This window comes from Paramesorhizobium deserti (assembly GCF_001558695.1).
GTDB lineage: Bacteria > Pseudomonadota > Alphaproteobacteria > Rhizobiales > Rhizobiaceae > Paramesorhizobium > Paramesorhizobium deserti.
The window spans coordinates 1,111,851-1,132,038 of sequence record NZ_LNTU01000001.1 but is presented as its reverse complement, the minus strand read 5'-3'; the positions used below and the strand labels follow the sequence as shown (position 1 = coordinate 1,132,038).

Below are 20,188 nucleotides of genomic sequence, written 5' to 3'. Positions count from 1 at the left end.
AAGCATTCATGGCTCAATTTCATGTCATTGCCGGTGCAAGTGATACCCCCGTCTATCCCGCGATACGCCGGATTGGCGTCGCCGATGTCATTGCCGCCCTTCGCCAGGGGTTCGATGATTTCTGGGACAAGCCTTCGCACTACGTCTTTCTTTGCCTGATCTACCCCATTGCCGGTCTCTTCATCGCCCGCTGGACATCTGGCGCCAACATGCTGCCGCTGCTCTATCCGCTGATGTCCGGCTTCGCGCTATTGGGACCGTTCGCCGCGATCGGCCTCTATGAGATCAGCCGCCGCCGGGAGCTGGGGCTCGATACCTCCTGGCGCCATGCTTTCGATGTGGTGCATTCCCCGGCCATCCCCTCCATTCTGGCCGTCGGCATCCTGCTCTTTGCGCTTTTCATCGCCTGGATTCTCACCGCACAGACCTTTTACCAGAACCTTTTCGGCCCTGCGGCGCCTCAGTCGATCGGCGGGTTCTTCAATCAGGTCTTCACCACGAATGAGGGCATGCGCCTGATCGTCTGGGGCAACCTCATCGGCTTCGTCTTTGCCCTTGTGGTGCTGTGCATCAGCGTCATCACGTTTCCCCTGCTGCTCGATCGCGATGTCGGCGCCTTTCCGGCGATCGTCACGTCGATCAGGTCCGTGCTGATCAATCCCGTCGCCATGGCGCTTTGGGGGTTGATCGTCGCGGGTCTGCTGGCGGTGGGCTTCGTGACCTTGTTCGCCGGCCTTGCGGTCGTGATCCCGGTGCTTGGCCATGCGACTTGGCATCTCTATCGCCGGATCGTGCCGCCTGAGCCCTCGATGCAGACAGGAGAGGCCCGCAGAGCTATGGCCTGAGCGCCCATATCCGGTGCGGTGCCACCCTTAGGGTGCCGCACCGAAGAACATCGTCCGCGTCAGGACGGTATAGTTCGATTCCGATACCATGATCGCCACGAACACCAGCACCAGCAGGGGCGGAAGCAGGATCGCATAGGTCAGCGCCAGCCTCTCCCATGCCATATGCATGAAGATCGCCACGATCAGCCCCGCTTTCAGCATCATGAAAACGAGGATCAGCGACCATCTGAGATAGCCCTGAAGCTCGAGATAATCGACGAGATAGGAGAGGGCGCTGAGGACGAAGAGCAGCCCCCAGACCACGAGATAGAGCTTGATCGGGTGCTGCTGCTGTTCGGCATGCGTGGCTGTTTGCGCCATGACTTGACCTCACCACAGATAGAAGAAAGCGAAGATGAATACCCAGACGAGATCGACGAAGTGCCAATAGAGGCCGAGGATCTCGACGATCTCGTAATTGCCCTTGCGGCTGGTGAAGAAGCCGCGCCTTTCTACGTCGAAATCCCCGCGCAGCACCTTGCGGGCGATGATCAGGAGGAAGATGACGCCGAAGGTGACATGGGTGCCGTGGAAGCCGGTGATCATGAAGAAGGACGAGCCGAACTGCGCCGCGCCCCATGGATTGCCCCATGGGCGCACGCCTTCCGTGATCAGCTTGGTCCATTCGAAGGCTTGCATGCCGACGAATGTCGCGCCGAAGAGCGCCGTCACCAGCAACAGGGCCGCTGTCTTGCGGCGGTCGCGGCGATAGCCGAAATTGACCGCCATCGCCATCGTCCCGCTGCTCGAGATCAGCACGAAGGTCATGATGGCGATCAGGATCAGCGGTATTTCGTGGCCGGCGATCGTCAGCGCGAAGACCTCGCTGGGATTGGGCCAGGGCACGACCGTCGACATCCGCGCCGTCATGTAGGCGATCAGGAAACAGCCGAAGACGAAGGTGTCGCTCAGGAGGAATATCCACATCATGGCCTTGCCCCAGGAGACGCTCTTGAACGTCCGCTGGTCTGAGGCCCAGTCGGCGGCAACGCCGCGCAGGCCCCCGGGCCGGGGGAGAAGGCCGCTGGTCTGTGTTTGCGTGGTTTCGGTCATCTCCACCCCCTCAGGTGAGCAGTTGACGGCAGATATCGATGAAATCGTTGGCCCAGCCCGCGAACAGGGCGAAGAGGATCAGCCAGACGAGCAGCATGAAATGCCAATAGATGGCGCAAAGCTCGACGCTGAGGCGCAGCCCGCTGGGCTCTGCACCGTTCCAGGCCTTCCAGGTCGTCCGGCTCAAGACGGCGAGCCCGCCGATGATATGCAGGCCGTGCAGACCGGTGATCATGTAGAAGAAGCTGTTCGCCGGATTATTGGTAAGGAGGTAACCCGCCGCCGCCAGTTCCCGCCACGCCAGGACCTGTCCGATCAGAAACAGCACGGCCGTCGCGAGCGCCGCCAACAGGGCCACTCTTGTCGCCTCGCCGCGATTTTCCCTTGTCTCGGCCTTCGTCCAATGCAGCGCGACGCTGCTTGCCGCAAGCGCGGCCGTGTTCACCCAGAGCAGATTGGGGATCGGGACCGACCACCAGTCCGCCGTGTCCATCCGCATGAAATAGGCGCTGATGAGAAGCGAAAACAAAGCACCGACGACGGCAAGGAATACGTAGAGGCCGATCTTTTCCGTTGCCGGCGCCGAGCTGCTCCCATCGGGAACGTCGCCGGCGCGACCCACCTCCAGCCAGGGCTTCGATGTCAGCCTCTGCTGCGCCATCCACCAGGTGATGATGACGGCGATCCCTGCCATGAAGATGAGGATGACGCTCATGCCAGCGCTCCTCTCGATAGCCGGTCGGGCGCCGGCTGGTTCTGCGGGATGAAATCCTCCGCCGCACCCGGAACGCTGTAATCATAGGCCCAGCGATAGACGACCGGCAGCTCCTTGCCCCAATTGCCGTGGACGGGTGGGGTCTGTGGTGTCTGCCATTCGAGTGTCGTCGCCCGCCACGGATTGCCGCCAGCGGGCTTGCCCTTCCTCAGGCTCCAGGCCAGGTTGAACAGGAAGACGATCTGCGCGGCGCCCACCACCAGCGCCATGACCGTGATGAAGATGTTCAGCATGTGCGCCGACGGCGGATTGAAGATCGTTTCGCCCATCTCGTGGTAGCGGCGCGGCACGCCCATCAGCCCGAGATAATGCATGGGAAAGAAGATCGCATAGGCGCCGAGGAAGGTGATCCAGAAATGGATCTGGCCCATCGTCTCGTTCAGCATGCGGCCGGTGATCTTGGGATACCAGTGATAGATCGCCCCGAAAATCACCATGATCGGCGCGATGCCCATCACCATGTGAAAATGCGCGACCACGAACATCGTGTCGGAAAGCGGCACGTCGACCACGACATTGCCGAGGAACAGGCCCGTCAGCCCGCCATTGACGAAGGTGACGATGAAAGCCAGGGCAAACAGCATCGGCAGCGTCAGGTGAATGTCTCCCCGCCAGAGCGTCAGCACCCAATTATAGACCTTTATGGCGGTGGGTACGGCGATGATCAGCGTCGTCGTGGCGAAGAAGAAGCCGAAGGCCGGGTTCATGCCGCTGACATACATGTGATGCGCCCAGACGATGAAGCTCAGCCCGCCGATGATCACGATCGCCCACACCATCATCCGGTAGCCGAAGATGTTCTTGCGCGCATGGGTGCTGATCAGGTCTGAGACGATGCCGAAGGCCGGCAGCGCGACGATATAGACTTCCGGATGGCCGAAGAACCAGAACAGGTGCTGGAACAGGAGCGGACTGCCGCCCTGATGCGGCAGGAGAGTGCCCATTTCGACGAGGGCCGGCATGAAGAAGCTCGTCCCGAGCACCCGATCGAACAGCATCATGACGGCGGCCACGAAGAGGGCGGGGAAGGCGAGCAGCGCCATCACGGTGGCGGTGAAGATGCCCCATATCGTCAGCGGCATCCGCATCAGCGTCATGCCGCGCGTGCGCGCTTGCAAGACGGTAACCACATAGTTCAATCCGCCCATGGTGAAGCCGATGATGAACAGGATCAGCGAGGACAGCATCAGGATGATGCCCCAGTCCTGCCCGCCCGGCGTGCCGGAGAGGACTGCCTGCGGCGGGTAGAGCGTCCAGCCGGCGCCCGTCGGTCCGCCGGGCGCGAAAAAGCTGGCGGCGAGCACCAGAACGGCGAGCAGATAGACCCAGTAGCTCAGCATGTTGGCATAGGGGAACACCATGTCCCGCGCGCCGATCATCAGCGGGATCAGATAGTTGCCGAACCCGCCGAGAAACAGCGCCGTCAGGAGGTAGATCACCATGATCATCCCATGCATGGTGATGAACTGGTAATAACGCTCTGCGTCGATAAAGGTGAAAGCGCCGGGAAATGCCAGTTGCAGGCGCATCAGCCAGGAAAGCACCAGCGCCACCAGCCCGATCGCTATGGCGGTCAGGGAATATTGGATGGCGATGATCTTAGCATCCTGGCTGAAGACATATTTCGTCCACCAGCTCTTGGGATGGTAAAGCTCCATGTCTTCGGTTTCGGCAGGCGGAATGGCTGTGCCTATGCCGGATTGGATCTCGACCATCTCTGACCTCCCTGTGCTTTATCCGCCCTCGTCCTCCCGGCGGCCGCGCAAGCTCAATTCTCCGCCGTCTGCACGTCCTCTCCGGATGCCATCAGCTGAGAGAATGTCGGCTGTTCCTGCAGCCATGCCTGGTAATCGGCTTCCTCCTCGACCACCACTGTGCCGCGCATCTGCGGATGCCCGACGCCGCAAAGTTCGGCGCAGAGGATTTCAAAGGTTCCCGTCCGCGTGGGCGTGAACCAGAAATAGGTTTCCATCCCCGGAACCATGTCCATCTTGGCCCGGAACTCCGGCACATAGAAATTGTGCAGGACGTCGACGGAGCGCAGCAGCACCTTCACGGGCTTGCCGACCGGCAGGTGCAGCTCTCCGCCCTCTATGATGATGTCGTCGAGACTATTGGGGTCGTTCTTGTTGAGGCCTAGGGCATTGTCCGCCGCAATGCTGCCGGTCGCGGCTGTTCCGAGCTTTCCGTTGCTTCCGGGTAGCCGGAAGCTCCAGAGCCATTGCTGGCCGACGACCTCGACGTCGGTGGCATGGTCGGGAACCGTGATGAACCGGTTCCACACGAAGAGCCCCGGCGCCAGCATCGCCGCGACGCCTATGGCCGTCACCGTCGCCAGCCACCACTCCAGCTTCCGGTTCTCCGGTTCATAGGCGGCGCGATTTCCCGCCCTGTGCCTGAAACGCAGGACGCAATAGGCCATGAACAGCACCACCGCGACGAACACGACGCCGGTGATCCAGAATGTGATGATGATCGTGTCGTCTATATAGCCCCAGTTGGACGCGATAGGCGTCCACCACCACGGACTGAAAAAATGGAACAGGACGGACCCGACCGCCAGCACCACCAGAACCACGACTACAGCCATTTCTTGCCCCTCCCTGCCGTGGATCGGCTGCGGACACGAACCTGCACTCTGTAGAAAATTCCATGATTACTATGTCATGAACGACAAATTCAGGCAATCAGCCTTGCCGGTTATGCTCGGCGGAGCTGAAAGGAGGCGTCGAACGGTAAGCGGATGAGCGGCGCCGGCTAACGCTTGGCCTCCTCGGATTCGACCTGGTCCCGCTGCAGGAATTGCTGGGTGGTGACGGCAAAATGATCGGCGAGCCATCCGGCCATGGCTTCCTCTTCCCGCAGGATCTCCTCGCAGATATTCTTGGTGGCGAGGTCGCCGACATAATCCGTCGCTGCGATCAATATGCGGTAGCTGGCGATCTCCATCTGCTCGAACGTGTAGTTCGCGAGCGCGCCTTTCACCACTTCGTCGCCGACCCATATGCCGCCCAGGGTCTGCGCCATGGCCATCAGCTTGCCGGTCGTATCCTTGATGGTCGAAGTCCCTGCGCCGCGGCGCTCGAGGCAGCCTTGAATGAGTTCGGCATGTTTCTTCGTCTCGTCTATATGGTCGTTGATGCGCGCACGCAGTTCGGGATAGTTTTCCAGCCGCAGCAACTGGGCGTTCAGCATGGTAACCGCCTGCTCCTCCATTGCATGCGCATCGCGAAGCCAATAGTTTATCATGTTGTCGGAGCGTGCCATCATTTAACTCCCATCTTGAAACCTTCTGCCGGCTTCCGCTCGCCTCGCCGCCGTTCAGTGCGAGGTTTCGATCTCTCCGGCGCGTTCAGATAAAGGACGAGAATCCCGAGCCCCAGAGATGCGCACAGGGCCAGCCCGATTCCGATCACATAAAGAAACGCTTCGAGTTGGGTCACGATTCCTGCCGCTCCTTGATGCATGCTCGTGCATGGACGCGATTTGATCGACTAACGGCTTCACGCATGGATTGTTCCTGTCGGGCACGGCAATCCGGCAGCACGGGGTATTTGCAAATTGGAAAGCCGCCGGCCTTATGCTTGTGCCGGTTTCGGGGTTCTGACCTTGGACGATCTGACCGGCTGGGCGCGGACGCGATGGCTCGAAATGCGCATTGTCATGGAATGTTTCAGGAACATGCCAATTCCGGATTTGTTGGAAGGGCTGATATCGAAAGGGAGCGCGTCGCATGAAGCAAAAGCAAAAAGACAATGATGACGAAGGTGCAACGCCGTTCGAGCAACTCGATGAGGAATTGCGTCATTTCGGCGAGTATATCGCCAGGCTTCCGGTCTCCGCCGAGACCCGCCGCCTATGGGAGCAGCTGCAGTTTCAGTTGGTCCGTCAACTCGAGAAGCGGAAAGAAAAAGATAACGACGAGAAATGAATGAGCGCCGCTTTGTTCAGAATCTTCCCTGCTGCGGCGTTTCAAGTATGGAATGGCGGCTTTCCCCCCCGAGCTTTTCCAGAAGCTGAGCTTTCCCGCGGTTCAACCGGCTCTTGATGGTGCCGATCGCGCAGCCGCAGATTTCGGCGGCCTCCTCATAACTGCTCCCCATCACGGAAACGAGGATGATCACCTCCCGCATCTCCGGATGGATTTCGTGCAGCGCATCCTGCAATTCCCTGGCTCTCGACACCCATTCCTGATTGGCGCTTGTGCTGCAGTTCTCAGAAATACAACGTTCGGATCCCGTCACCTCCCTAAGTTTTAATCTTACAGCCGTATTGTAAGTATTGCGCATGATGGTGAATAGCCATGATTTCATGCTTGTTCCTGGAGTAAACTGATGAATACTTCCAAGCGCTTTCCTCAGTGTTTCCTGCACAAGATCGTCTGCGTCATCAGGGTTTTTGAAGAAAGTCCGGGAAAAAGCTCTTAAAGCAGGCAGGATGGACGCCATCTGATCTTTTAAATCGTTTGCAACGTGATCCGGCTGGCGTTCGCTGACGGCTTGCATTGGACGCTCCTGTGAGATCAAGAGAAATTTATTTTTGATCGGGAGAGAACGTCACGGAAGGTTCTAGGTTCCGCCGCCGCGGCTTTTTTGTCCCTGGAGCGGATTTTCGTGAAATCTGTGTCAGTTGGACGGGCTTGGCATCTGTTGCTCGTCGCCGTCCTTCGGCGTCTCCGGCACCGGTCCGCCTGTCCCCGTATCCGGATTCCTGTCGGTCTGCACCTCGGGATTGGGCTCCGTCGTCTCGCTCGTGCGGTCCTGCGGCTCGTTATTGCAGCCAGCCATGAGAGGGAGCAGAACGGCGAGAACGGCAGTAATGGTCGGTTTCATATCCATCTCCCGACGAAGTGCATCGGTCAGCGTTGTCGGTACCTAACGTCTCGTCCCGCAAAGCGTTCCTCGATCTGCAAATCCACCTGGGCGTGGGTGCCGCCATCGGCGACGAAGGGAACAAACGCACCGCAATCCACTTGTGAGTCATGCGCTTAGCAACGGCCCATGGAGCTGCCATGAAGAACGTCGTTCTTTCCCATGCGGGCGATCAATCGCCTCACAAGCTTGCAACCCTGGTGAGTCTTGGCCGCAGGATCGCCGAAATAAAGGGCTGCGCTTTTCTGGAGGCGGCTTCCCCGGCCGCGTTCGGAATGATGGCCGATTGCTATTACGTCCCGCTCGAGACCATAGCGCTCGAAGAATGCATCGGCCGGGAGGCCGTTTTCGGTTGCCATGATCTGTTCGGCGGTATCGTGCCGCACGCCTTCATGGCGACAAAGGTCATCACCCATCCGCTGGCGGCCGACGCCACCCACGCGCCGGAGAGCTGGCGGAACGAGTTTTGCGATCGGGTTCAAGGGATCGTGTTGGAGGGCTTCTCCGTCTTCACCGCGAAAGACCTGATCCGCGCGGCCGAGCATTTGCTGTCCAAAGGGCGCGTCAGGATCAAGTCGGCGCTGGCCGATGGAGGCCACGGTCAGACCGTGATCGCCGACAAGAAAACCCTCCATGGCTTCGTCGATCTTCTGGAGCCGACAAAGCTGACGGGCGGTTATGTGGTCGAGGAGGACATGGAGGAGGTCACGACCTATAGCGTTGGCCAGGTCGTCATCGACGATATCAGCATTTCCTATTTCGGCACCCAGAGGACGACCACCGACAACCGCAATCGGCCCGCCTATGGCGGGACGCGCTTCTGCGCGGTTCGCGGCAACTGGTCCGATTTGACGGATTGGCTGAAGGATGCGGCGGCCAAACGCATCGTCAGGGCGGGAAAGCTCTATGACGACCTCGCACAGGATGTTCTGCAGCTCGTTGCCTCGCGGAAGAATTACGACGTCCTCGTTGGGACGGACAGCCGCGGCAAACGGAAAATAGGCGTTCTGGAACAATCCTGGCGTTTGGGTGGAGCGACAAGCGCCGAACTGCTTGCCCTCGAGGCATTGAAGGAGACCCCGTCGCTCGCCGCCGTGGAGGCCTCTTCATATGAGGTGTACGGACGCACGGAGCCCTCCACCCGGGCCGATCTCATTTGCTTTGCGGGAGAGGATCCACAGGAAGGACCAATGACGAAATACGCAAGATTGGAGGCACGATATCATGTTTAGCAGACAGGTCTCGATAGGAGTGAACCACGAGGAAATTCTTGGAACATTCGCCCTGCCGAAGACGGGAACGCCCGGTGTTCTTTTCCTGCACGGCTGGGCCGGCAGCCAGGAGCGCGACATGGAACGCGCGCAGGATATAGCGGCCCTCGGCTGCATCTGCTTCACCTTCGACATGCGCGGCCATGCCGGCACGCGTTCCCAGCTCCGATCGGTGACGAGGAGCGATAATCTCAGCGATGTCCTTGCCGCCTACGACGTGCTGGCGTCGCACCCGTCCGTCGACCCGGATTCGATTGCCGTCGTGGGCAGCAGCTACGGCGGCTATCTCGCCTCCATTCTGACATCGCAGCGGCCGGTCCGCTGGCTGGCCCTGCGGGTGCCGGCCCTCTACAGGGACCAGAACTGGGATGTGCCCAAGGCATTGCTGAACCGGGAGGATCTCGCGCGCTACCGGTCGTCGGTGATCCCGGCCGAAGAAAACAGGGCGCTGCGCAACTGCCACTCGTTCAAGGGCGACGTCCTGATCGTCTCGTCGGAAAATGACGAGATCATTCCCTTCACCGTCATCGCCAGCTATCGGGCAGCCTTTCTCTATGCCCGCTCTCTCACCTCCCGTGTGATAGAGGGCGCGGATCACGCCCTCAGCACTCCCGAATGCCAGCAGGCCTATGATTTTCTGCTGCTGCGCTGGTTGCGCGAGATGATCCTCGGCGCCCGTTGAGCGATGCCCGACCGGATCGGCGGGGTTCTTCGCCGCCGGAGCGGATGTTTTTCTTCTTTCCTCCGGAACTGCTTTGGCCTGCGAAGAGTTAATCGACCTTGAGGGTCTATTGGGAAGAAGCTGTCGTGGAGCGTCTGGTCATCATATCCAATCGTGTCGCCGAAATCGGCGAGAAAACACAGATAGGGGGGCTTGCAGTCGGAATAGCCGATGCGCTGAGGCGGGGTGAAGGCTTGTGGGTGGGATGGAATGGCTGCGTCAGCGGCAATGGCGATTATCCGCCACCCCGGCGCAGGAATCATAAGACAGTAACGACGCTCACCTTCTCGCTGACGAAACAGGAACACGAGAACTACTATCTCGGCTTTTCGAACTGCGTTCTGTGGCCTTCCTTCCACTACCGCCTTGATCTCATAGAGTTCAGCGAGGATTTTGCCCAAGCCTATGCCGCCGTCAACAGGCGGTTCGCCGAGATCGCCTTTCCTGAACTCAGGGATGATGACCTCATATGGGTTCACGATTATCATCTGATCGGCGTCGCCCGCGAATTGCGCAGGCTTGGGAGCAATCACAAGATCGGTTTTTTCCTCCACATTCCTTTTCCCTCCGCCGAAATCTTCTCCGCCGTTCCGCGGCACGAATGGCTGCGCAACTGTCTTCTGGAATTCGATCTGATCGGCTTTCAAACCGAAAGGGATTTGGAAAATTTCCGCTATTATCTCGTGGAGAATTCCGATGTGGAGTTCATTTCCGACGATCTCGTCAGGACTTCCGGCCGCACCATCAGGATAGGCGCATTCCCCATCGGCATCGATGTGGCGCAATTCTGCGAAATGGCGGAGAAGATCGATGACGCGGTGGAGCTGGAGCGAATGCGGCGTGACGTGCTGGGACGCGTCCAGATGATCTCCGCCGACCGGCTCGATTATTCGAAGGGGCTTATCGAGCGCACCCGGGCCTTCCTGGAATTCCTGAACATCTATCCCGAGTATCGGGGATGTGCGGAATATCTCCAGATTGCCTCTCCCTCGCGGGAGGCTGTTCCGGCCTATACCGAGATAAAGGCCGAACTGGAGCAACTGGCGGGAGCGGTCAACGGGAAATATGCCGAGTTCAACTGGTCTCCCGTCCAATATATCAATCGCAGCATTCCGCGCGACAAGCTCGCCTGCCTTTTCCGCGCCAGCCGCATCGGGCTGATAACGCCGTTGCGTGACGGCATGAATCTGGTGGCGAAGGAATATGTCGCGGCGCAGGACCCCGGTGATCCCGGCGTCCTTATCCTGTCGAAATTTGCAGGTGCCGCCGAACAGCTGCGGGAAGCGCTCGTCGTCAACCCCTATGATGCGGGCGAAATCGCCGCCGCGATGAAGCGGGCGGTCACCATGCCGCTACAGGAGCGCAGGGAACGGCATCGCAGGCTGCTCGATCGGATATGCAGCAACGATGCGCACTGGTGGCAGACCACATTCCTTGAAGCGCTGAGAAAGGCGCCCTACGGCTTTTCAAGAATGATGCGGGATGTGGGACGCGCGGAAAGCAATGCATATACGGTAGCCGGCTGAAGCCGGGCTCCGTTCCAGATCCCGGAGGGCCGGCGGCTATTTCCTCGGCTTGCCAGGGATGCCCGTGGAAACGACGGAAACCGGGTCGCTACCGGGGAACGTATCTTCCAGACCTTCCTGCAATTGCTCTTCCAGTTCGGCCGGATCTTCCGTTCGCTCATCCGATCGTCCGCCGCCCTTCTTGTCCAGATCGCCAGCCGTGTCGGCATTCACCAGTTCCGCCAGAATCAGGGTCGCTTTCGAGATCAGGCGGTCGCGATCTGAAGAGCCCATATCCTCGTCATGGGCAAAACGCACGGTAACCCGCTCGCCTCTCGTGCCGATGAACTCCACTGAAGGTGCCTGGTCGGGCGTCGAAGCCGGCAGGATCCGCGTCTCGCGCAATTGCATCGCATTCTCCCTTTCTCTGGAACAGACCCATGAAAACCGCTGGGAGAACATTTGGTTCCTCCACACCACACAGTGTAGCACCTCTCTTGAGCCTAACCCAGTTCCTTGATCGACTTGGCTTCGGCCTCCAATATATCGGCAACGTCCTTCAACGGCATGTGCGTTGCCATCAGGTTTATCGCGCACTCCAGAAATCCGATGGAGGAGCGGCGCAGATAGACCTCCGTCTGCTGTCGCGACATATCGTTCAACTCATCGAGCTTTTTTCTATTCCATTTATCTGCGTCCATGATGGCTCCTCAAGGGCGGTCTCGTCGATCGCTGGCAACCGGCGCCGGTCCTGCTTTTCTGAACTTCTTATGACGGCTGTCTAACCCCCTGCGTCCGGCAAAGTTCCGGTTAATTCATCCAAACGAACGAGGAATATTTCGGGGAACGTTTGGCAGGTCTGTTTCGTTACCAAGGCGCATGAATTGAAGGCTTTGGTCTGAGACCGAGGAAAGGAGACTTGCCATGCTTACGAAACTTTTGGGAAGTGCAGCGGCTATCGCGATGCTGTCGACAGTATCCTTTGCCCAGAGCACCGACACACTGACGCCCCAGGCTCAACCGGAACCGCCGGCACAAACCAGGGAGGTTTTCCAGTATCCGCCCGAGGTAGCGCCCAAGGTTGATCCCAACCAGAACTTCTCAGCGGTTGAAGGCCAGGTGCTGGCATCAGGCGTGATCGGAACCGGCGTTTTTGCCGGACCTGAAAACGACGCTCAGAGGATCGGCAATATCAACGATATCATCATCGGCCAGAACGGCGTCGCTGAGGCCGTTGTTATCGGTGTCGGGGGGTTCCTCGGCATTGGCGAGAAGAATGTCGCCGTAGGCTTTGATCGACTTGATCTGGCCACGCAGGGCGATGGAGATCGCTGGTTCGTCGCCAAGGTAACGAAGGAACAGCTGGAACAGGCGCCGGCCTTTGAACGGTCGGAGATGTTCACCGGCGGCATCGCCGATCCTGATAAGGCAAACAAGAACCAGCAGGACGAAACTATGCCCGGCAATACTCCCGAGGAGAGTAGCCCTGCCGCACCGGCACCGGCACCGACGACACCGAACCCCTCGGCCCAATAAGGGCCTCATAGAACGACCAAGCTTCTAAGGAAGGTTTGATCCGTTCGGGGGGCCGCGTCAGGGATTTCGATCCCTGGCGTGGTCTGCCTTCCGTTCGAAGGGAACGATCTTGCTCGACACGGAAACGATAAGCGCGGCCGATCAGCTGCATGATGGGACGCGCGAAGAAAAACTCCGGAAACTCTCACGCCAGGCGGAGCATTGCACGCGTTGCGATCTCTACGAGAATGCGACCCAGACGGTCTTCGGGGAGGGAATGACCGATGCGTCGCTTTTCTTCATCGGGGAGCAGCCGGGCGACAAGGAGGATATCGCCGGCGCTCCCTTCGTCGGGCCTGCCGGCAACATCTTCAACAAATGCCTGGAAGAAGCAGGCATCGACAGGTCCGAGTGCTATGTCACCAATGCGGTCAAGCACTTCAAGTTTCGGCTCAGAGGCAAGCGTCGCATGCACCAGCGTCCCAACGCCGGCGAGGTCCAGGCCTGCCGATGGTGGCTCAATGGCGAGCTGGATCTCGTCCGCCCGCACCTGATCGTCGCCCTGGGCGCCACGGCGGCCAATTCGATCGCCCCGCGCAAGTTCAAGGTCATGCGCGACAGGGGCACCATCCTTCCTTTCGATGAGGAATATGCCCTGCTCCTCACCGTCCATCCCTCCTATCTCCTGCGCGTGCGCGACGACATGGCCCTTCAGCGCGAGCTGTTCGTCCGCGACCTCCGGACGGCCGCGCAATTCGTGCATGAAGCCGCGAAGGAGAGCAGGCGGAACACCGGAACAAACGGTGCGGGACGCCGTTGAATATGCGGCCGTCCATGCGGCCATTCATTTCAGCATCGGATATGAATGATGGAACAGTTGAAGATTTTCCGGCTGGTCCCGATCGCGGAGGCGAACGATCCGCGCTGGGACAATTCGCCTTATCAGGGCGAAGTCGTCGTGCGGGCGCGATCCCCGGCGGATGCGCGGCTCGTCGCTTCTGAGGCAGAACGCGATTTTCTCGATATCGGCGCCAAGCTGAGCGACGATGCCTCGACCCGGACCTGGAGCGCCTTTCGGGACGACAAGCTCTATACCGTGATCGAGAACGAAAGCGGCGCTTTTCCGACTGAGGGCCCGCGTAAAATCCTCCAGGGCAGAATTGATCCCGATGTGGTGAAATCCCTGCAGATGTGAGCGATGGGCAACAAGACCCATCAAAGGCGAAGTCGGATGCTACTCATCACCGTATAATTTCCGTGTTGCCTGATCACGGGCTTCCCGCTCGTCCCTCCGCAGCCTTCGGGCCTTCATCATCCCATAGGCGATCAGTGCGCCGAGAAGAACGGGGCCGCCCGCCACGATGAGGAACCACAGGAAGTTTTCAGGCATGATCGTCTCCCTCCGTCAGCTCACTCGAAACTCACCTGCTTGGGGTCGAATGCCGCATGGCCCTTCAGCGAAGCGACGGCTGGATTGGGATCGTCATAGGTCCAGACCGCATTCTCGGCGGCCTGCCCTTGCCCGACAATCCGCCAATAGCTGGCGATGCCTTTTCGCGGACATTCCGTCCGCTTGTCCGTTTTCTGCATATAGACGAAATAGACGTCCTCGAAGGGGATGTAGAGCACCGGATCGTGACCGGGTTCATACAATTCCCTTGCCCGCTCCGTCGAGGCGACGACCACGTCGAGAAAGCGCACCGTGACCGGTCCCTGATGGGCCCTTATCGTCATTCTGTCCGTCGTTTGGGGATCTGTCATCTTGCGGCCCTCCATTGTTGCCGGCGCCGTTATTCCTCTAATTCGGGCGGCTGCGAATAGTTCCGGTCTTTCCCTCTGGCCTCATTGAAACGCGCCCGGGCCTCGTCGACGATCAACCTGAATTCGCGCATCATGGCGGCTTCCGCCGCGAAAGCGCGCGTCGGCAGAACGCCGGGATCTTCCTGCTGGTTCTGGAACGTCGCCCTTTCCTCCAGCTCGTTCCAGAGCGCATCACCCGCGCCTTCCCGCCGGGCGAGGATCGCAAGCATGAAGCCCAGCACCTCGCGCTGGGCGATCAGCCGCCCCTCGATTTCTTCATGTGTGATTTCGGTCATTGCTGGTTCCCCTTTCGGCTGCCGGATCAACGTGCGGGCGGCTTCCATGTTCCCGTTTTCGCCGGCATGGAACCCGCCGCACCCTTTCCCGTTTGCTTCCTGCGGCAGCTTCAGCTTCGGAGGATTACGTGCTCAAGGCAACGGAAATCGGTGAGAATGAATATGTGGATGCCGAGGCGGCTGCGCGCGCCGCCTCCCTTGTCTATTGCAGCGATATGGAGCCGGGCATCCGGCGCAGGCACGCCGGAAAAGGCTTCTGGTATATCAGGGCCGACGGCGGCAAGGTGACCGACGAGAAGACGCTGAAGCGCATCAAAGCCCTTGCCATCCCGCCGGCCTGGACCGATGTCTGGATTTCCCCGGCCAGCAATGGCCATATCCAGGCCACGGGCCGCGACGCCCGCGGACGCAAGCAATATCGCTACCACCCCCGCTGGACCGTCTATCGCGACGAGGTGAAGTTTTCGAGCCTCGCCGCCTTTGCCCGGTCGCTGCCGAAGCTGCGCGAGCAGATTGACTGCGACCTGCGCCGGCATGGCGTGCCGCGCGAACGTGTGCTTGCCGCGGCAGTCTGGCTGCTCGACCGCGCCATGATCCGCATAGGCAACCCATCCTATGCCAGGGAAAACAACAGCTTCGGCCTCACCACCTTGCGCGAGCGGCATGTGGAGCTGGAAGGCTCGACGCTTCGGCTGCAGTTCAGCGGCAAATCGGGGAAGGAGTGGAAGCTCAGGATCACCGATCGCCGTATCGCAAGGGTGATACGGGCTCTCCAGGATTTGCCGGACCAGCGGCTTTTCCAATATCTGGACGATGACGGAAATCGCCATTCGGTGGCATCGCAGGACGTCAACGACTATATCCGCGAGGCCGCCGGCACGCCCTTCAGCTCCAAGCATTTCAGGACATGGGGCGGTACGGTGAGGGCGGCCGGCCTCTTTGCTGAGGCGGAGGTGCCGGAGACGAAACGCCAGCGCGCTCGGGTGATGAACGGCATCATCGACCAGGTCGCGGCAAAACTCGGCAACACCCGCACCATCTGCCGCGAGTGCTATATCCATCCCTCTGTGATGACCGCCTGGGAGGATGGCCGGCTCGCCCGCGAACTGGACGCGATCCGCCGCCGCATGCGCAAGCCGGCGGAGGGGTTCCCCCCGGAGGAGGCGATCGTGCTGCGCTGGCTCGAACGCCCGGAGAACAATCACATCACATGAGCGTAGACCGCCCATAGATGCGGTCGAGAACGGCCGCGACCTTCACATAATCCTCGGCCGAGGGCGAAAAGCCGGAACCGGCTGCAAGACGCCGCGCCCAGTCCACAGCGGCCACACCGCCCCAGGCGTCGGGCGGGCTGATCAGTGTCTCCCGGCTCGTGCCGGTGAACCGTTCGGCTTTGAAATCATAGAAGGAGCCGCCGACATTCGAGAAGGCGAGGGCGCCGCTCCGACCGTAGAAAGTGGCCGAGATTTCCGCGTCGCATCCGGCGTGGAGCCGCCAGGAGCAGGCGATCCGCGCCATCGCCCCCGTCTCGAATTCGAGCGTCGCCACGGCATAATCCTCGACCCGCTCGGGATTGACGCCAAGACGTTCCCCCTCCGAGAAGAGACTGCCCGAAACCTGCGTCACTGGGGGGAAATCCAGCGCCCACAGCGCGAGGTCGACAAGATGGATGCCGAGATCCATCACGCAGCCGCCGCCCGAAAGCTCGGGCTGGTAGAACCACGGCTTGTCCGGGCCATAGGCATTGTGGAAGACGAGTTCCGCCGCGTACACTGGTCCTATCTCGCCGCTCTCGATACTGTCGCGGACGCATCGCATCGCCTCGGTAAAACGATAGGAAAGGTCCACCCCCAGAAGCAGGTCCGCCTCCCGCGCCGTCCTGACCACTTCCTTGACTTCGGTTGCCCTGCGGCCGAGCGGCTTCTGGCAGAACACCGCCGCGCCCCGTTTCAGGGCCTCGACCGACTGCGCGGCGTGCAGCGCGCTGGGGGTTGCGATCACCACCCCGTCCAGCTCGAGCTCCAACAGTTCGTCGAGCGATGAAACCGTTTCCGCATAGGGAGCCATCTCTTGGGCGGCCGCCGTCATCTCCGGTGATGGATCGGCGATCGCCACCGCTTCGGCATAGCCCGAGGCCAGGATCGTCTCCATGCGCTGGCGGCCGATCCACCCGACGCCGAGAAAGCCAAGCCGGGGCCGCTTGAGGGCCGGATCCAGTCGCTGTATCTGGTCGAGCACCGTCATTGCATCGTCACCAGCGCTTTCATGAAACCGTCCGGGCGATCCCTTGTCGCATTCAGCGCCTCATCGAGACGCGACAGGGGAAAACGATGCGTGTAAAGCGGCAGCGGATCGAGCGCCCCGGAAGCCACCGCCTCGACCGCCTCGCGCATGCCCCGGATATAGACCGCGGGGTCGCGCTCATGCGCGTTGATGACGTCGAGGCCGCGCCAATTCCAGAGCTGCATGTTGATCTGCCGTGGGCCGTCCTGGTGATAGCCGGCGATGATCAGCCGGCCACGCTCCCTTGTGATCTCGGCGGCGAGATCGAACGGCCACTGTTTTCCCGTCGCCTCAATGACGCGGTCGCAGAAGAGGCCGCCCGTCAGCGCTTTCACCTTGTCGATCACCGCATGATGGTTGTCGAGCGCGATCACCTCGCTGGCGCCCATCCGCTTCGCCACATCAAGGGCGAAGCCGCGCCTGGAAAGGGCGATGACATGGGCGCCCGCCCCGACCATGAGGCGGCAGAGCAGTGCGCCGATGAAACCCGTACCGACGATCGCCACCATTTGTCCCGGCTGGATATCGCTGCGGCGGAAGATATTCATCGCGCAGCCCAGCGGTTCGCCGGGGAAGGGCTGATCGGCCATTTCGGGCGGTATCTTCACCACCGCCTCGGCGTCGCCGACGTCATATTCGGCATAGCTATGATGGAAGAGGGCCGCGACCCGGTCGCCTTCCCTGACCGTGTCGACCTCAGGACCGACGGCATCGACGATGCCCCAGCCTTCATGGCCGAGGCCGCCGGGCTCGGTCGGAAACTGCATCCATTCCGGCCCGGCCCAGGGCACCAGGTTCGAGGCGCATACGCCGCAGCCCTCCAGCTTCACGCGCACCTGGCCCGCCGCCGGCTCCGGCCGCGGCACGGTTTCGATGCGCAGCGCGCCCGGACCGGTGACCACGGCTGCGTGCATCATGCGCACCGGAGCGATCGTGTCGAGCGTCATCGGTCTGTTCAGCGTCATGATCATCCCCTTCTGCTTCGACACCGCCGAACAATGTAGAACCCGACATGTTCCCGCGCTCGGCGCGAAGCGGAGTGGAGGAACAGGAATGGGGCCCGGGCGTTATGTGCATGGAATACAACCGGAAACGCGACCGCGACGAAAGCGAGGTTACCATGTCAAATCGGACATCCATCGCTTTGCTTGGCATATCAATGCTTGCGACGGGGCCCTTTCACGCCCTTGCCGCCGATCATGAAGCGAAGGGGAACGATCAGAACGGAAACTGGCAAGTTCCGGCGGAATGCCGGGCTCAACCCGGGGATGGGCGGAAAGACGACAAGCAGGGAGAGACCCGCGAAGCCCTGGCGGAGCGGCTGGAGCGCTGCAGGAGTGTATTGAAGCCACCGCCCACGGGAGACACGGAAGCGGACATTCCGCCCCCCGACGTGGGCAAGACGCCGGTCATCCCGCCCCGTGCCATCCCGGATCAGCCGTCGGATAACTGAATGCGCGGAATGAAGATGAGGCAGGAACGAGGCCGATGAGCGGTAATAATGGGCGAAGGCGAACCACCGGTTCGTCAGCCGCCAAGAGGCAAATGCGATCCTCGAATGGCAAGCTGCTCAGGGATACCGGCCGTGCGGTGGGCGGGGCGCTGATCTTTTCGCTTCCCATGCTGATGACGATGGAGATGTGGTGGCTGGGTTTCTACGCAGACCCGATCCGCCTGGCGGTGCTCATCGCTCTTTCGGTTCCGCTTCTCATAGGCTTGTCGCACCGGATCGGCTTCAGATACACCTTGCGCTGGCAGGATATCGTCCTTGATGCGGTCTTCGCCCTCGGCATAGGCCTTTTCACCAGCGTGACGGTGCTGATCCTGTTCAATGTCAACCGTTCCGACATGGCGGTCGAGGAGATCGTCGGCAAGATCGCGCTGCAGACGATACCGGCCGGCATAGGCGCATTGCTCGCGCGCAGCCAGTTTGTGGCCACCTCCAACGAGCCGGATCAGCGGCGGGAAGATACCTATGGAGGTGAAATGTTCCTGATGGGCGTGGGTGCCCTGTTCCTGGGGTTCAACATCGCGCCGACGGAGGAAACCGTGCTCATCTCCTATCAGATGACGCAATGGCACGCGATCGCGCTGGTCCTGCTCTCGCTCGCCGTCATGCATGGCTTCGTGTTCGCTCTCGGGTTTCAGGGCGGAACGGAGCTTTCGCCGGAAACGCCCTGGTGGAGCGCCCTCATCCGTTTCACGCTGCCTGGATATGTGGTCGCGTCGGGTGTGAGCCTTTTCATTCTCTGGGTTTTCGGACGCACCGACGGTCTGGCATTCGAGCAGGTCGTCATGGCGATGATCGTTCTGGCGTTTCCGTCGGCCGTCGGCGCGGCGGCGGCCCGGCTGATCCTGTGAACCATTGGCATGGCTTCAACGGATTGAAGAAATGGATATGACCAAGAAGAGCGGGCAGCCGAAGGCGGCGATAAAGGAAGGAACGGCCCACCCCGTCGAATGGGCAGTGGGCGGGCTCTCCGCCCTGCTCATTTTGGGCTTGCTGGGATTTCTTCTTTACCAGGCGTTTTTCGTTTCACCCGATCCGCCGCGGTTCGCCTATGAGATCGGCAGGATCGAGAGGGCCGGCGACGCCTTCCGCGTTCCAGTCGCCGTCACCAATCAGGGCACCGAGACGGCCGCCGGTGTGCGGCTGAGCGGCATGTTGGAACGCGACGGTGCGGTTGCGGAAACGGCCGAGATCGAGTTCGATTATATCCCCCGGCATTCGACGCGACATGGCGCCTTCCTGTTCAGCGCCGACCCTGGCGCGGCGCAACTCCGCGTCAGGGTTCTCGGGTATAGCGATCCATGATGTCCTGACGGTTTGACAAGAAATCAGCGAGGTCGGAACGTCGCTACCGCCGCTCGGAGCCGCGCTCGATGAATTTGTTGAACCGGCTTTTCCCGCCGCTCGAAGTGGTGTCCTGGTAGAGGAATGCCAGATCGTTTTCGTCGAAGATCGTGAAGAACGCGTCCCACGAAATCTCTTCCAGGCTCTCCTCCGGCTCGCCGAAATCGATCCTGAGGATCCCGCCCGGCGCGGAAGTCTTGACGCGTGCGGGATGACCGTCCCGCGCCTCGGCCCATTTGCGGATGGTTCCATGATCGGTGGTGGTTTTCGATTCGCTCATTGATCCCTCCTGACGAAATCGCATTCGACCTGCTTCGCCGCTGAATGCCATGGCGCGAAGCAGAAAATTTCGGGACC

28 protein-coding genes are annotated in these 20,188 nt (G+C 60.6%); 12 read left to right on the top strand and 16 right to left on the bottom strand.

The features are described from left to right. Positions 1-8 precede the first annotated feature (8 nt). Positions 9-845 (top strand): DUF2189 domain-containing protein, encoded by an 837-nt coding sequence (locus ATN84_RS05360; RefSeq protein WP_068880485.1) that lies wholly within the window; start codon positions 9-11, stop codon positions 843-845. A 27-nt stretch (positions 846-872) separates the two neighbouring features. Here the strand turns inward: ATN84_RS05360 and ATN84_RS05355 are convergent, their stop codons facing one another. The 6 genes from ATN84_RS05355 to ATN84_RS05330 form a co-directional block, all read right to left on the bottom strand. After that, the gene (locus tag ATN84_RS05355; protein ID WP_068880484.1) at positions 873-1,208 is read right to left on the bottom strand and encodes a cytochrome C oxidase subunit IV family protein; all 336 of its coding nucleotides are present in this window, start codon (positions 1,206-1,208) and stop codon (positions 873-875) included. Between the two features lie 9 nt (positions 1,209-1,217). Next, positions 1,218-1,940 (bottom strand): heme-copper oxidase subunit III family protein, encoded by a 723-nt coding sequence (locus ATN84_RS05350; protein ID WP_068880483.1) that lies wholly within the window; start codon positions 1,938-1,940, stop codon positions 1,218-1,220. Between the two features lie 10 nt (positions 1,941-1,950). Further along, a complete protein-coding gene (locus tag ATN84_RS05345; RefSeq protein WP_068880481.1) occupies positions 1,951-2,655 on the bottom strand; it encodes a cytochrome c oxidase subunit 3 in 705 nt (234 codons plus the stop codon). Then, entirely contained in the window at positions 2,652-4,430 is a 1,779-nt protein-coding gene (ctaD, locus tag ATN84_RS05340; protein WP_068880480.1) for a cytochrome c oxidase subunit I, read from the bottom strand. Before ctaD ends, ATN84_RS05345 begins: the two co-directional genes overlap by 4 nt. Positions 4,431-4,483: 53 nt before the next feature. Then, positions 4,484-5,305 (bottom strand): cytochrome c oxidase subunit II, encoded by an 822-nt coding sequence (locus ATN84_RS05335; protein ID WP_068880478.1) that lies wholly within the window; start codon positions 5,303-5,305, stop codon positions 4,484-4,486. A gap of 167 nt (positions 5,306-5,472) precedes the next feature. After that, entirely contained in the window at positions 5,473-5,982 is a 510-nt protein-coding gene (locus ATN84_RS05330) for a ferritin-like domain-containing protein (RefSeq protein WP_068880476.1), read from the bottom strand. Positions 5,983-6,448: 466 nt separating this feature from the next. On the opposite strand from ATN84_RS05330, the gene ATN84_RS05320 reads away from it, so the two are divergent. After that, entirely contained in the window at positions 6,449-6,646 is a 198-nt protein-coding gene (locus tag ATN84_RS05320) for a hypothetical protein (protein ID WP_068880473.1), read from the top strand. A gap of 16 nt (positions 6,647-6,662) precedes the next feature. Here ATN84_RS05320 and ATN84_RS05315 read toward each other — a convergent pair whose 3' ends face one another. Continuing rightward, entirely contained in the window at positions 6,663-7,220 is a 558-nt protein-coding gene (locus tag ATN84_RS05315; protein WP_068880472.1) for a sigma-70 family RNA polymerase sigma factor, read from the bottom strand. A gap of 120 nt (positions 7,221-7,340) precedes the next feature. Beyond that, positions 7,341-7,547 carry a hypothetical protein gene (locus ATN84_RS05310; protein ID WP_068880471.1) on the bottom strand — a complete coding sequence of 69 codons (207 nt, stop codon included), beginning with the start codon at positions 7,545-7,547 and terminating at the stop codon, positions 7,341-7,343. Positions 7,548-7,726: 179 nt separating this feature from the next. Between ATN84_RS05310 and ATN84_RS05305 the strand changes: the two genes are divergently transcribed. The 3 genes from ATN84_RS05305 to ATN84_RS05295 all read left to right on the top strand — a co-directional run bounded on the left by ATN84_RS05305 (position 7,727) and on the right by ATN84_RS05295 (position 11,104). Continuing rightward, positions 7,727-8,818 (top strand): DUF3182 family protein, encoded by a 1,092-nt coding sequence (locus ATN84_RS05305; protein WP_068880469.1) that lies wholly within the window; start codon positions 7,727-7,729, stop codon positions 8,816-8,818. Further along, complete coding sequence (locus tag ATN84_RS05300; RefSeq protein ID WP_068880467.1) at positions 8,811-9,539, top strand: alpha/beta hydrolase family protein; 729 nt, start codon at positions 8,811-8,813, stop codon at positions 9,537-9,539. Before ATN84_RS05305 ends, ATN84_RS05300 begins: the two co-directional genes overlap by 8 nt. 125 nt (positions 9,540-9,664) lie before the next feature. Continuing rightward, complete coding sequence (locus ATN84_RS05295; RefSeq protein WP_082766095.1) at positions 9,665-11,104, top strand: alpha,alpha-trehalose-phosphate synthase (UDP-forming); 1,440 nt, start codon at positions 9,665-9,667, stop codon at positions 11,102-11,104. 36 nt (positions 11,105-11,140) lie between these two features. On the opposite strand, the gene ATN84_RS05290 is transcribed toward ATN84_RS05295, so the two are convergent. After that, on the bottom strand, positions 11,141-11,494 hold the full coding sequence (locus ATN84_RS05290; RefSeq protein ID WP_068880466.1) for a hypothetical protein: 354 nt from the start codon (positions 11,492-11,494) through the stop codon (positions 11,141-11,143). Between the two features lie 92 nt (positions 11,495-11,586). Further along, positions 11,587-11,784 (bottom strand): hypothetical protein, encoded by a 198-nt coding sequence (locus tag ATN84_RS27440; RefSeq protein ID WP_068880464.1) that lies wholly within the window; start codon positions 11,782-11,784, stop codon positions 11,587-11,589. Positions 11,785-12,007: 223 nt separating this feature from the next. Here ATN84_RS27440 and ATN84_RS05280 point away from each other — a divergent pair, with 223 nt between their 5' ends. From ATN84_RS05280 to ATN84_RS05270, 3 genes are all read left to right on the top strand, one after another. Next, positions 12,008-12,619 (top strand): PRC-barrel domain-containing protein, encoded by a 612-nt coding sequence (locus tag ATN84_RS05280; protein WP_068880462.1) that lies wholly within the window; start codon positions 12,008-12,010, stop codon positions 12,617-12,619. Between the two features lie 127 nt (positions 12,620-12,746). Further along, a complete protein-coding gene (locus tag ATN84_RS05275) occupies positions 12,747-13,418 on the top strand; it encodes a UdgX family uracil-DNA binding protein (RefSeq protein ID WP_082766139.1) in 672 nt (223 codons plus the stop codon). 45 nt (positions 13,419-13,463) lie between these two features. Further along, positions 13,464-13,793 (top strand): hypothetical protein, encoded by a 330-nt coding sequence (locus ATN84_RS05270; protein WP_068880461.1) that lies wholly within the window; start codon positions 13,464-13,466, stop codon positions 13,791-13,793. 39 nt (positions 13,794-13,832) lie between these two features. On the opposite strand, the gene ATN84_RS27435 is transcribed toward ATN84_RS05270, so the two are convergent. From ATN84_RS27435 to ATN84_RS05260, 3 genes are read right to left on the bottom strand one after another with little or no spacing between them, the layout of a single operon-like run. Beyond that, positions 13,833-13,988 carry a hypothetical protein gene (locus tag ATN84_RS27435; RefSeq protein ID WP_201026312.1) on the bottom strand — a complete coding sequence of 52 codons (156 nt, stop codon included), beginning with the start codon at positions 13,986-13,988 and terminating at the stop codon, positions 13,833-13,835. 20 nt (positions 13,989-14,008) lie between these two features. Beyond that, positions 14,009-14,359 (bottom strand): DUF427 domain-containing protein, encoded by a 351-nt coding sequence (locus ATN84_RS05265; protein WP_244490978.1) that lies wholly within the window; start codon positions 14,357-14,359, stop codon positions 14,009-14,011. Positions 14,360-14,388: 29 nt separating this feature from the next. Next, positions 14,389-14,694, bottom strand: a complete 306-nt coding sequence (locus tag ATN84_RS05260) for a hypothetical protein (RefSeq protein WP_153020098.1) — start codon at positions 14,692-14,694, stop codon at positions 14,389-14,391. A 215-nt stretch (positions 14,695-14,909) separates the two neighbouring features. On the opposite strand from ATN84_RS05260, the gene ATN84_RS05255 reads away from it, so the two are divergent. Beyond that, entirely contained in the window at positions 14,910-15,908 is a 999-nt protein-coding gene (locus ATN84_RS05255; RefSeq protein ID WP_082766137.1) for a DNA topoisomerase IB, read from the top strand. Here ATN84_RS05255 and ATN84_RS05250 read toward each other — a convergent pair. Then, the gene (locus ATN84_RS05250) at positions 15,901-16,938 is read right to left on the bottom strand and encodes a Gfo/Idh/MocA family protein (protein ID WP_068880455.1); all 1,038 of its coding nucleotides are present in this window, start codon (positions 16,936-16,938) and stop codon (positions 15,901-15,903) included. The genes ATN84_RS05255 and ATN84_RS05250 overlap by 8 nt on opposite strands. Further along, positions 16,935-17,948: an MDR/zinc-dependent alcohol dehydrogenase-like family protein gene (locus ATN84_RS05245; RefSeq protein WP_068880454.1), complete on the bottom strand. Its 1,014-nt coding sequence runs from the start codon at positions 17,946-17,948 to the stop codon at positions 16,935-16,937. The genes ATN84_RS05250 and ATN84_RS05245 overlap by 4 nt, the downstream gene beginning before the upstream one ends. Positions 17,949-18,097: 149 nt before the next feature. Here ATN84_RS05245 and ATN84_RS27225 point away from each other — a divergent pair, with 149 nt between their 5' ends. From ATN84_RS27225 to ATN84_RS05230, 3 genes are all read left to right on the top strand, one after another. Then, positions 18,098-18,430: a hypothetical protein gene (locus ATN84_RS27225; RefSeq protein WP_161939555.1), complete on the top strand. Its 333-nt coding sequence runs from the start codon at positions 18,098-18,100 to the stop codon at positions 18,428-18,430. Positions 18,431-18,522: 92 nt separating this feature from the next. Further along, positions 18,523-19,338, top strand: a complete 816-nt coding sequence (locus ATN84_RS05235; RefSeq protein WP_068880452.1) for a TIGR02587 family membrane protein — start codon at positions 18,523-18,525, stop codon at positions 19,336-19,338. A gap of 37 nt (positions 19,339-19,375) precedes the next feature. Then, positions 19,376-19,792, top strand: coding sequence for a TIGR02588 family protein (locus ATN84_RS05230; protein WP_161939554.1), 417 nt, complete (start codon positions 19,376-19,378; stop codon positions 19,790-19,792). A gap of 43 nt (positions 19,793-19,835) precedes the next feature. On the opposite strand, the gene ATN84_RS05225 is transcribed toward ATN84_RS05230, so the two are convergent. Then, positions 19,836-20,111 (bottom strand): hypothetical protein, encoded by a 276-nt coding sequence (locus ATN84_RS05225; protein WP_068880449.1) that lies wholly within the window; start codon positions 20,109-20,111, stop codon positions 19,836-19,838. Between the last annotated feature and the right edge of the window lie 77 nt (positions 20,112-20,188).

Excerpts from the sequence above, each read along its gene's own strand:
- ATN84_RS05360 (WP_068880485.1), top strand. The coding sequence starts at position 9 with ATGGCTCAATTTCATGTCATTGCCGGTGCAAGTGATACCCCCGTCTAT.
- ATN84_RS05355 (WP_068880484.1), bottom strand. The coding sequence starts at position 1,208 with ATGGCGCAAACAGCCACGCATGCCGAACAGCAGCAGCACCCGATCAAG.
- ATN84_RS05350 (WP_068880483.1), bottom strand. The coding sequence starts at position 1,940 with ATGACCGAAACCACGCAAACACAGACCAGCGGCCTTCTCCCCCGGCCC.
- ATN84_RS05345 (WP_068880481.1), bottom strand. The coding sequence starts at position 2,655 with ATGAGCGTCATCCTCATCTTCATGGCAGGGATCGCCGTCATCATCACC.
- ctaD (WP_068880480.1), bottom strand. The coding sequence starts at position 4,430 with ATGGTCGAGATCCAATCCGGCATAGGCACAGCCATTCCGCCTGCCGAA.
- ATN84_RS05335 (WP_068880478.1), bottom strand. The coding sequence starts at position 5,305 with ATGGCTGTAGTCGTGGTTCTGGTGGTGCTGGCGGTCGGGTCCGTCCTG.
- ATN84_RS05330 (WP_068880476.1), bottom strand. The coding sequence starts at position 5,982 with ATGGCACGCTCCGACAACATGATAAACTATTGGCTTCGCGATGCGCAT.
- ATN84_RS05320 (WP_068880473.1), top strand. The coding sequence starts at position 6,449 with ATGAAGCAAAAGCAAAAAGACAATGATGACGAAGGTGCAACGCCGTTC.
- ATN84_RS05315 (WP_068880472.1), bottom strand. The coding sequence starts at position 7,220 with ATGCAAGCCGTCAGCGAACGCCAGCCGGATCACGTTGCAAACGATTTA.
- ATN84_RS05310 (WP_068880471.1), bottom strand. The coding sequence starts at position 7,547 with ATGAAACCGACCATTACTGCCGTTCTCGCCGTTCTGCTCCCTCTCATG.
- ATN84_RS05305 (WP_068880469.1), top strand. The coding sequence starts at position 7,727 with ATGAAGAACGTCGTTCTTTCCCATGCGGGCGATCAATCGCCTCACAAG.
- ATN84_RS05300 (WP_068880467.1), top strand. The coding sequence starts at position 8,811 with ATGTTTAGCAGACAGGTCTCGATAGGAGTGAACCACGAGGAAATTCTT.
- ATN84_RS05290 (WP_068880466.1), bottom strand. The coding sequence starts at position 11,494 with ATGCAATTGCGCGAGACGCGGATCCTGCCGGCTTCGACGCCCGACCAG.
- ATN84_RS27440 (WP_068880464.1), bottom strand. The coding sequence starts at position 11,784 with ATGGACGCAGATAAATGGAATAGAAAAAAGCTCGATGAGTTGAACGAT.
- ATN84_RS05280 (WP_068880462.1), top strand. The coding sequence starts at position 12,008 with ATGCTTACGAAACTTTTGGGAAGTGCAGCGGCTATCGCGATGCTGTCG.
- ATN84_RS05270 (WP_068880461.1), top strand. The coding sequence starts at position 13,464 with ATGATGGAACAGTTGAAGATTTTCCGGCTGGTCCCGATCGCGGAGGCG.
- ATN84_RS27435 (WP_201026312.1), bottom strand. The coding sequence starts at position 13,988 with ATGCCTGAAAACTTCCTGTGGTTCCTCATCGTGGCGGGCGGCCCCGTT.
- ATN84_RS05265 (WP_244490978.1), bottom strand. The coding sequence starts at position 14,359 with ATGACAGATCCCCAAACGACGGACAGAATGACGATAAGGGCCCATCAG.
- ATN84_RS05260 (WP_153020098.1), bottom strand. The coding sequence starts at position 14,694 with ATGACCGAAATCACACATGAAGAAATCGAGGGGCGGCTGATCGCCCAG.
- ATN84_RS05255 (WP_082766137.1), top strand. The coding sequence starts at position 14,910 with ATGGAGCCGGGCATCCGGCGCAGGCACGCCGGAAAAGGCTTCTGGTAT.
- ATN84_RS05250 (WP_068880455.1), bottom strand. The coding sequence starts at position 16,938 with ATGACGGTGCTCGACCAGATACAGCGACTGGATCCGGCCCTCAAGCGG.
- ATN84_RS05245 (WP_068880454.1), bottom strand. The coding sequence starts at position 17,948 with ATGATCATGACGCTGAACAGACCGATGACGCTCGACACGATCGCTCCG.
- ATN84_RS27225 (WP_161939555.1), top strand. The coding sequence starts at position 18,098 with ATGTCAAATCGGACATCCATCGCTTTGCTTGGCATATCAATGCTTGCG.
- ATN84_RS05235 (WP_068880452.1), top strand. The coding sequence starts at position 18,523 with ATGCGATCCTCGAATGGCAAGCTGCTCAGGGATACCGGCCGTGCGGTG.
- ATN84_RS05230 (WP_161939554.1), top strand. The coding sequence starts at position 19,376 with ATGACCAAGAAGAGCGGGCAGCCGAAGGCGGCGATAAAGGAAGGAACG.
- ATN84_RS05225 (WP_068880449.1), bottom strand. The coding sequence starts at position 20,111 with ATGAGCGAATCGAAAACCACCACCGATCATGGAACCATCCGCAAATGG.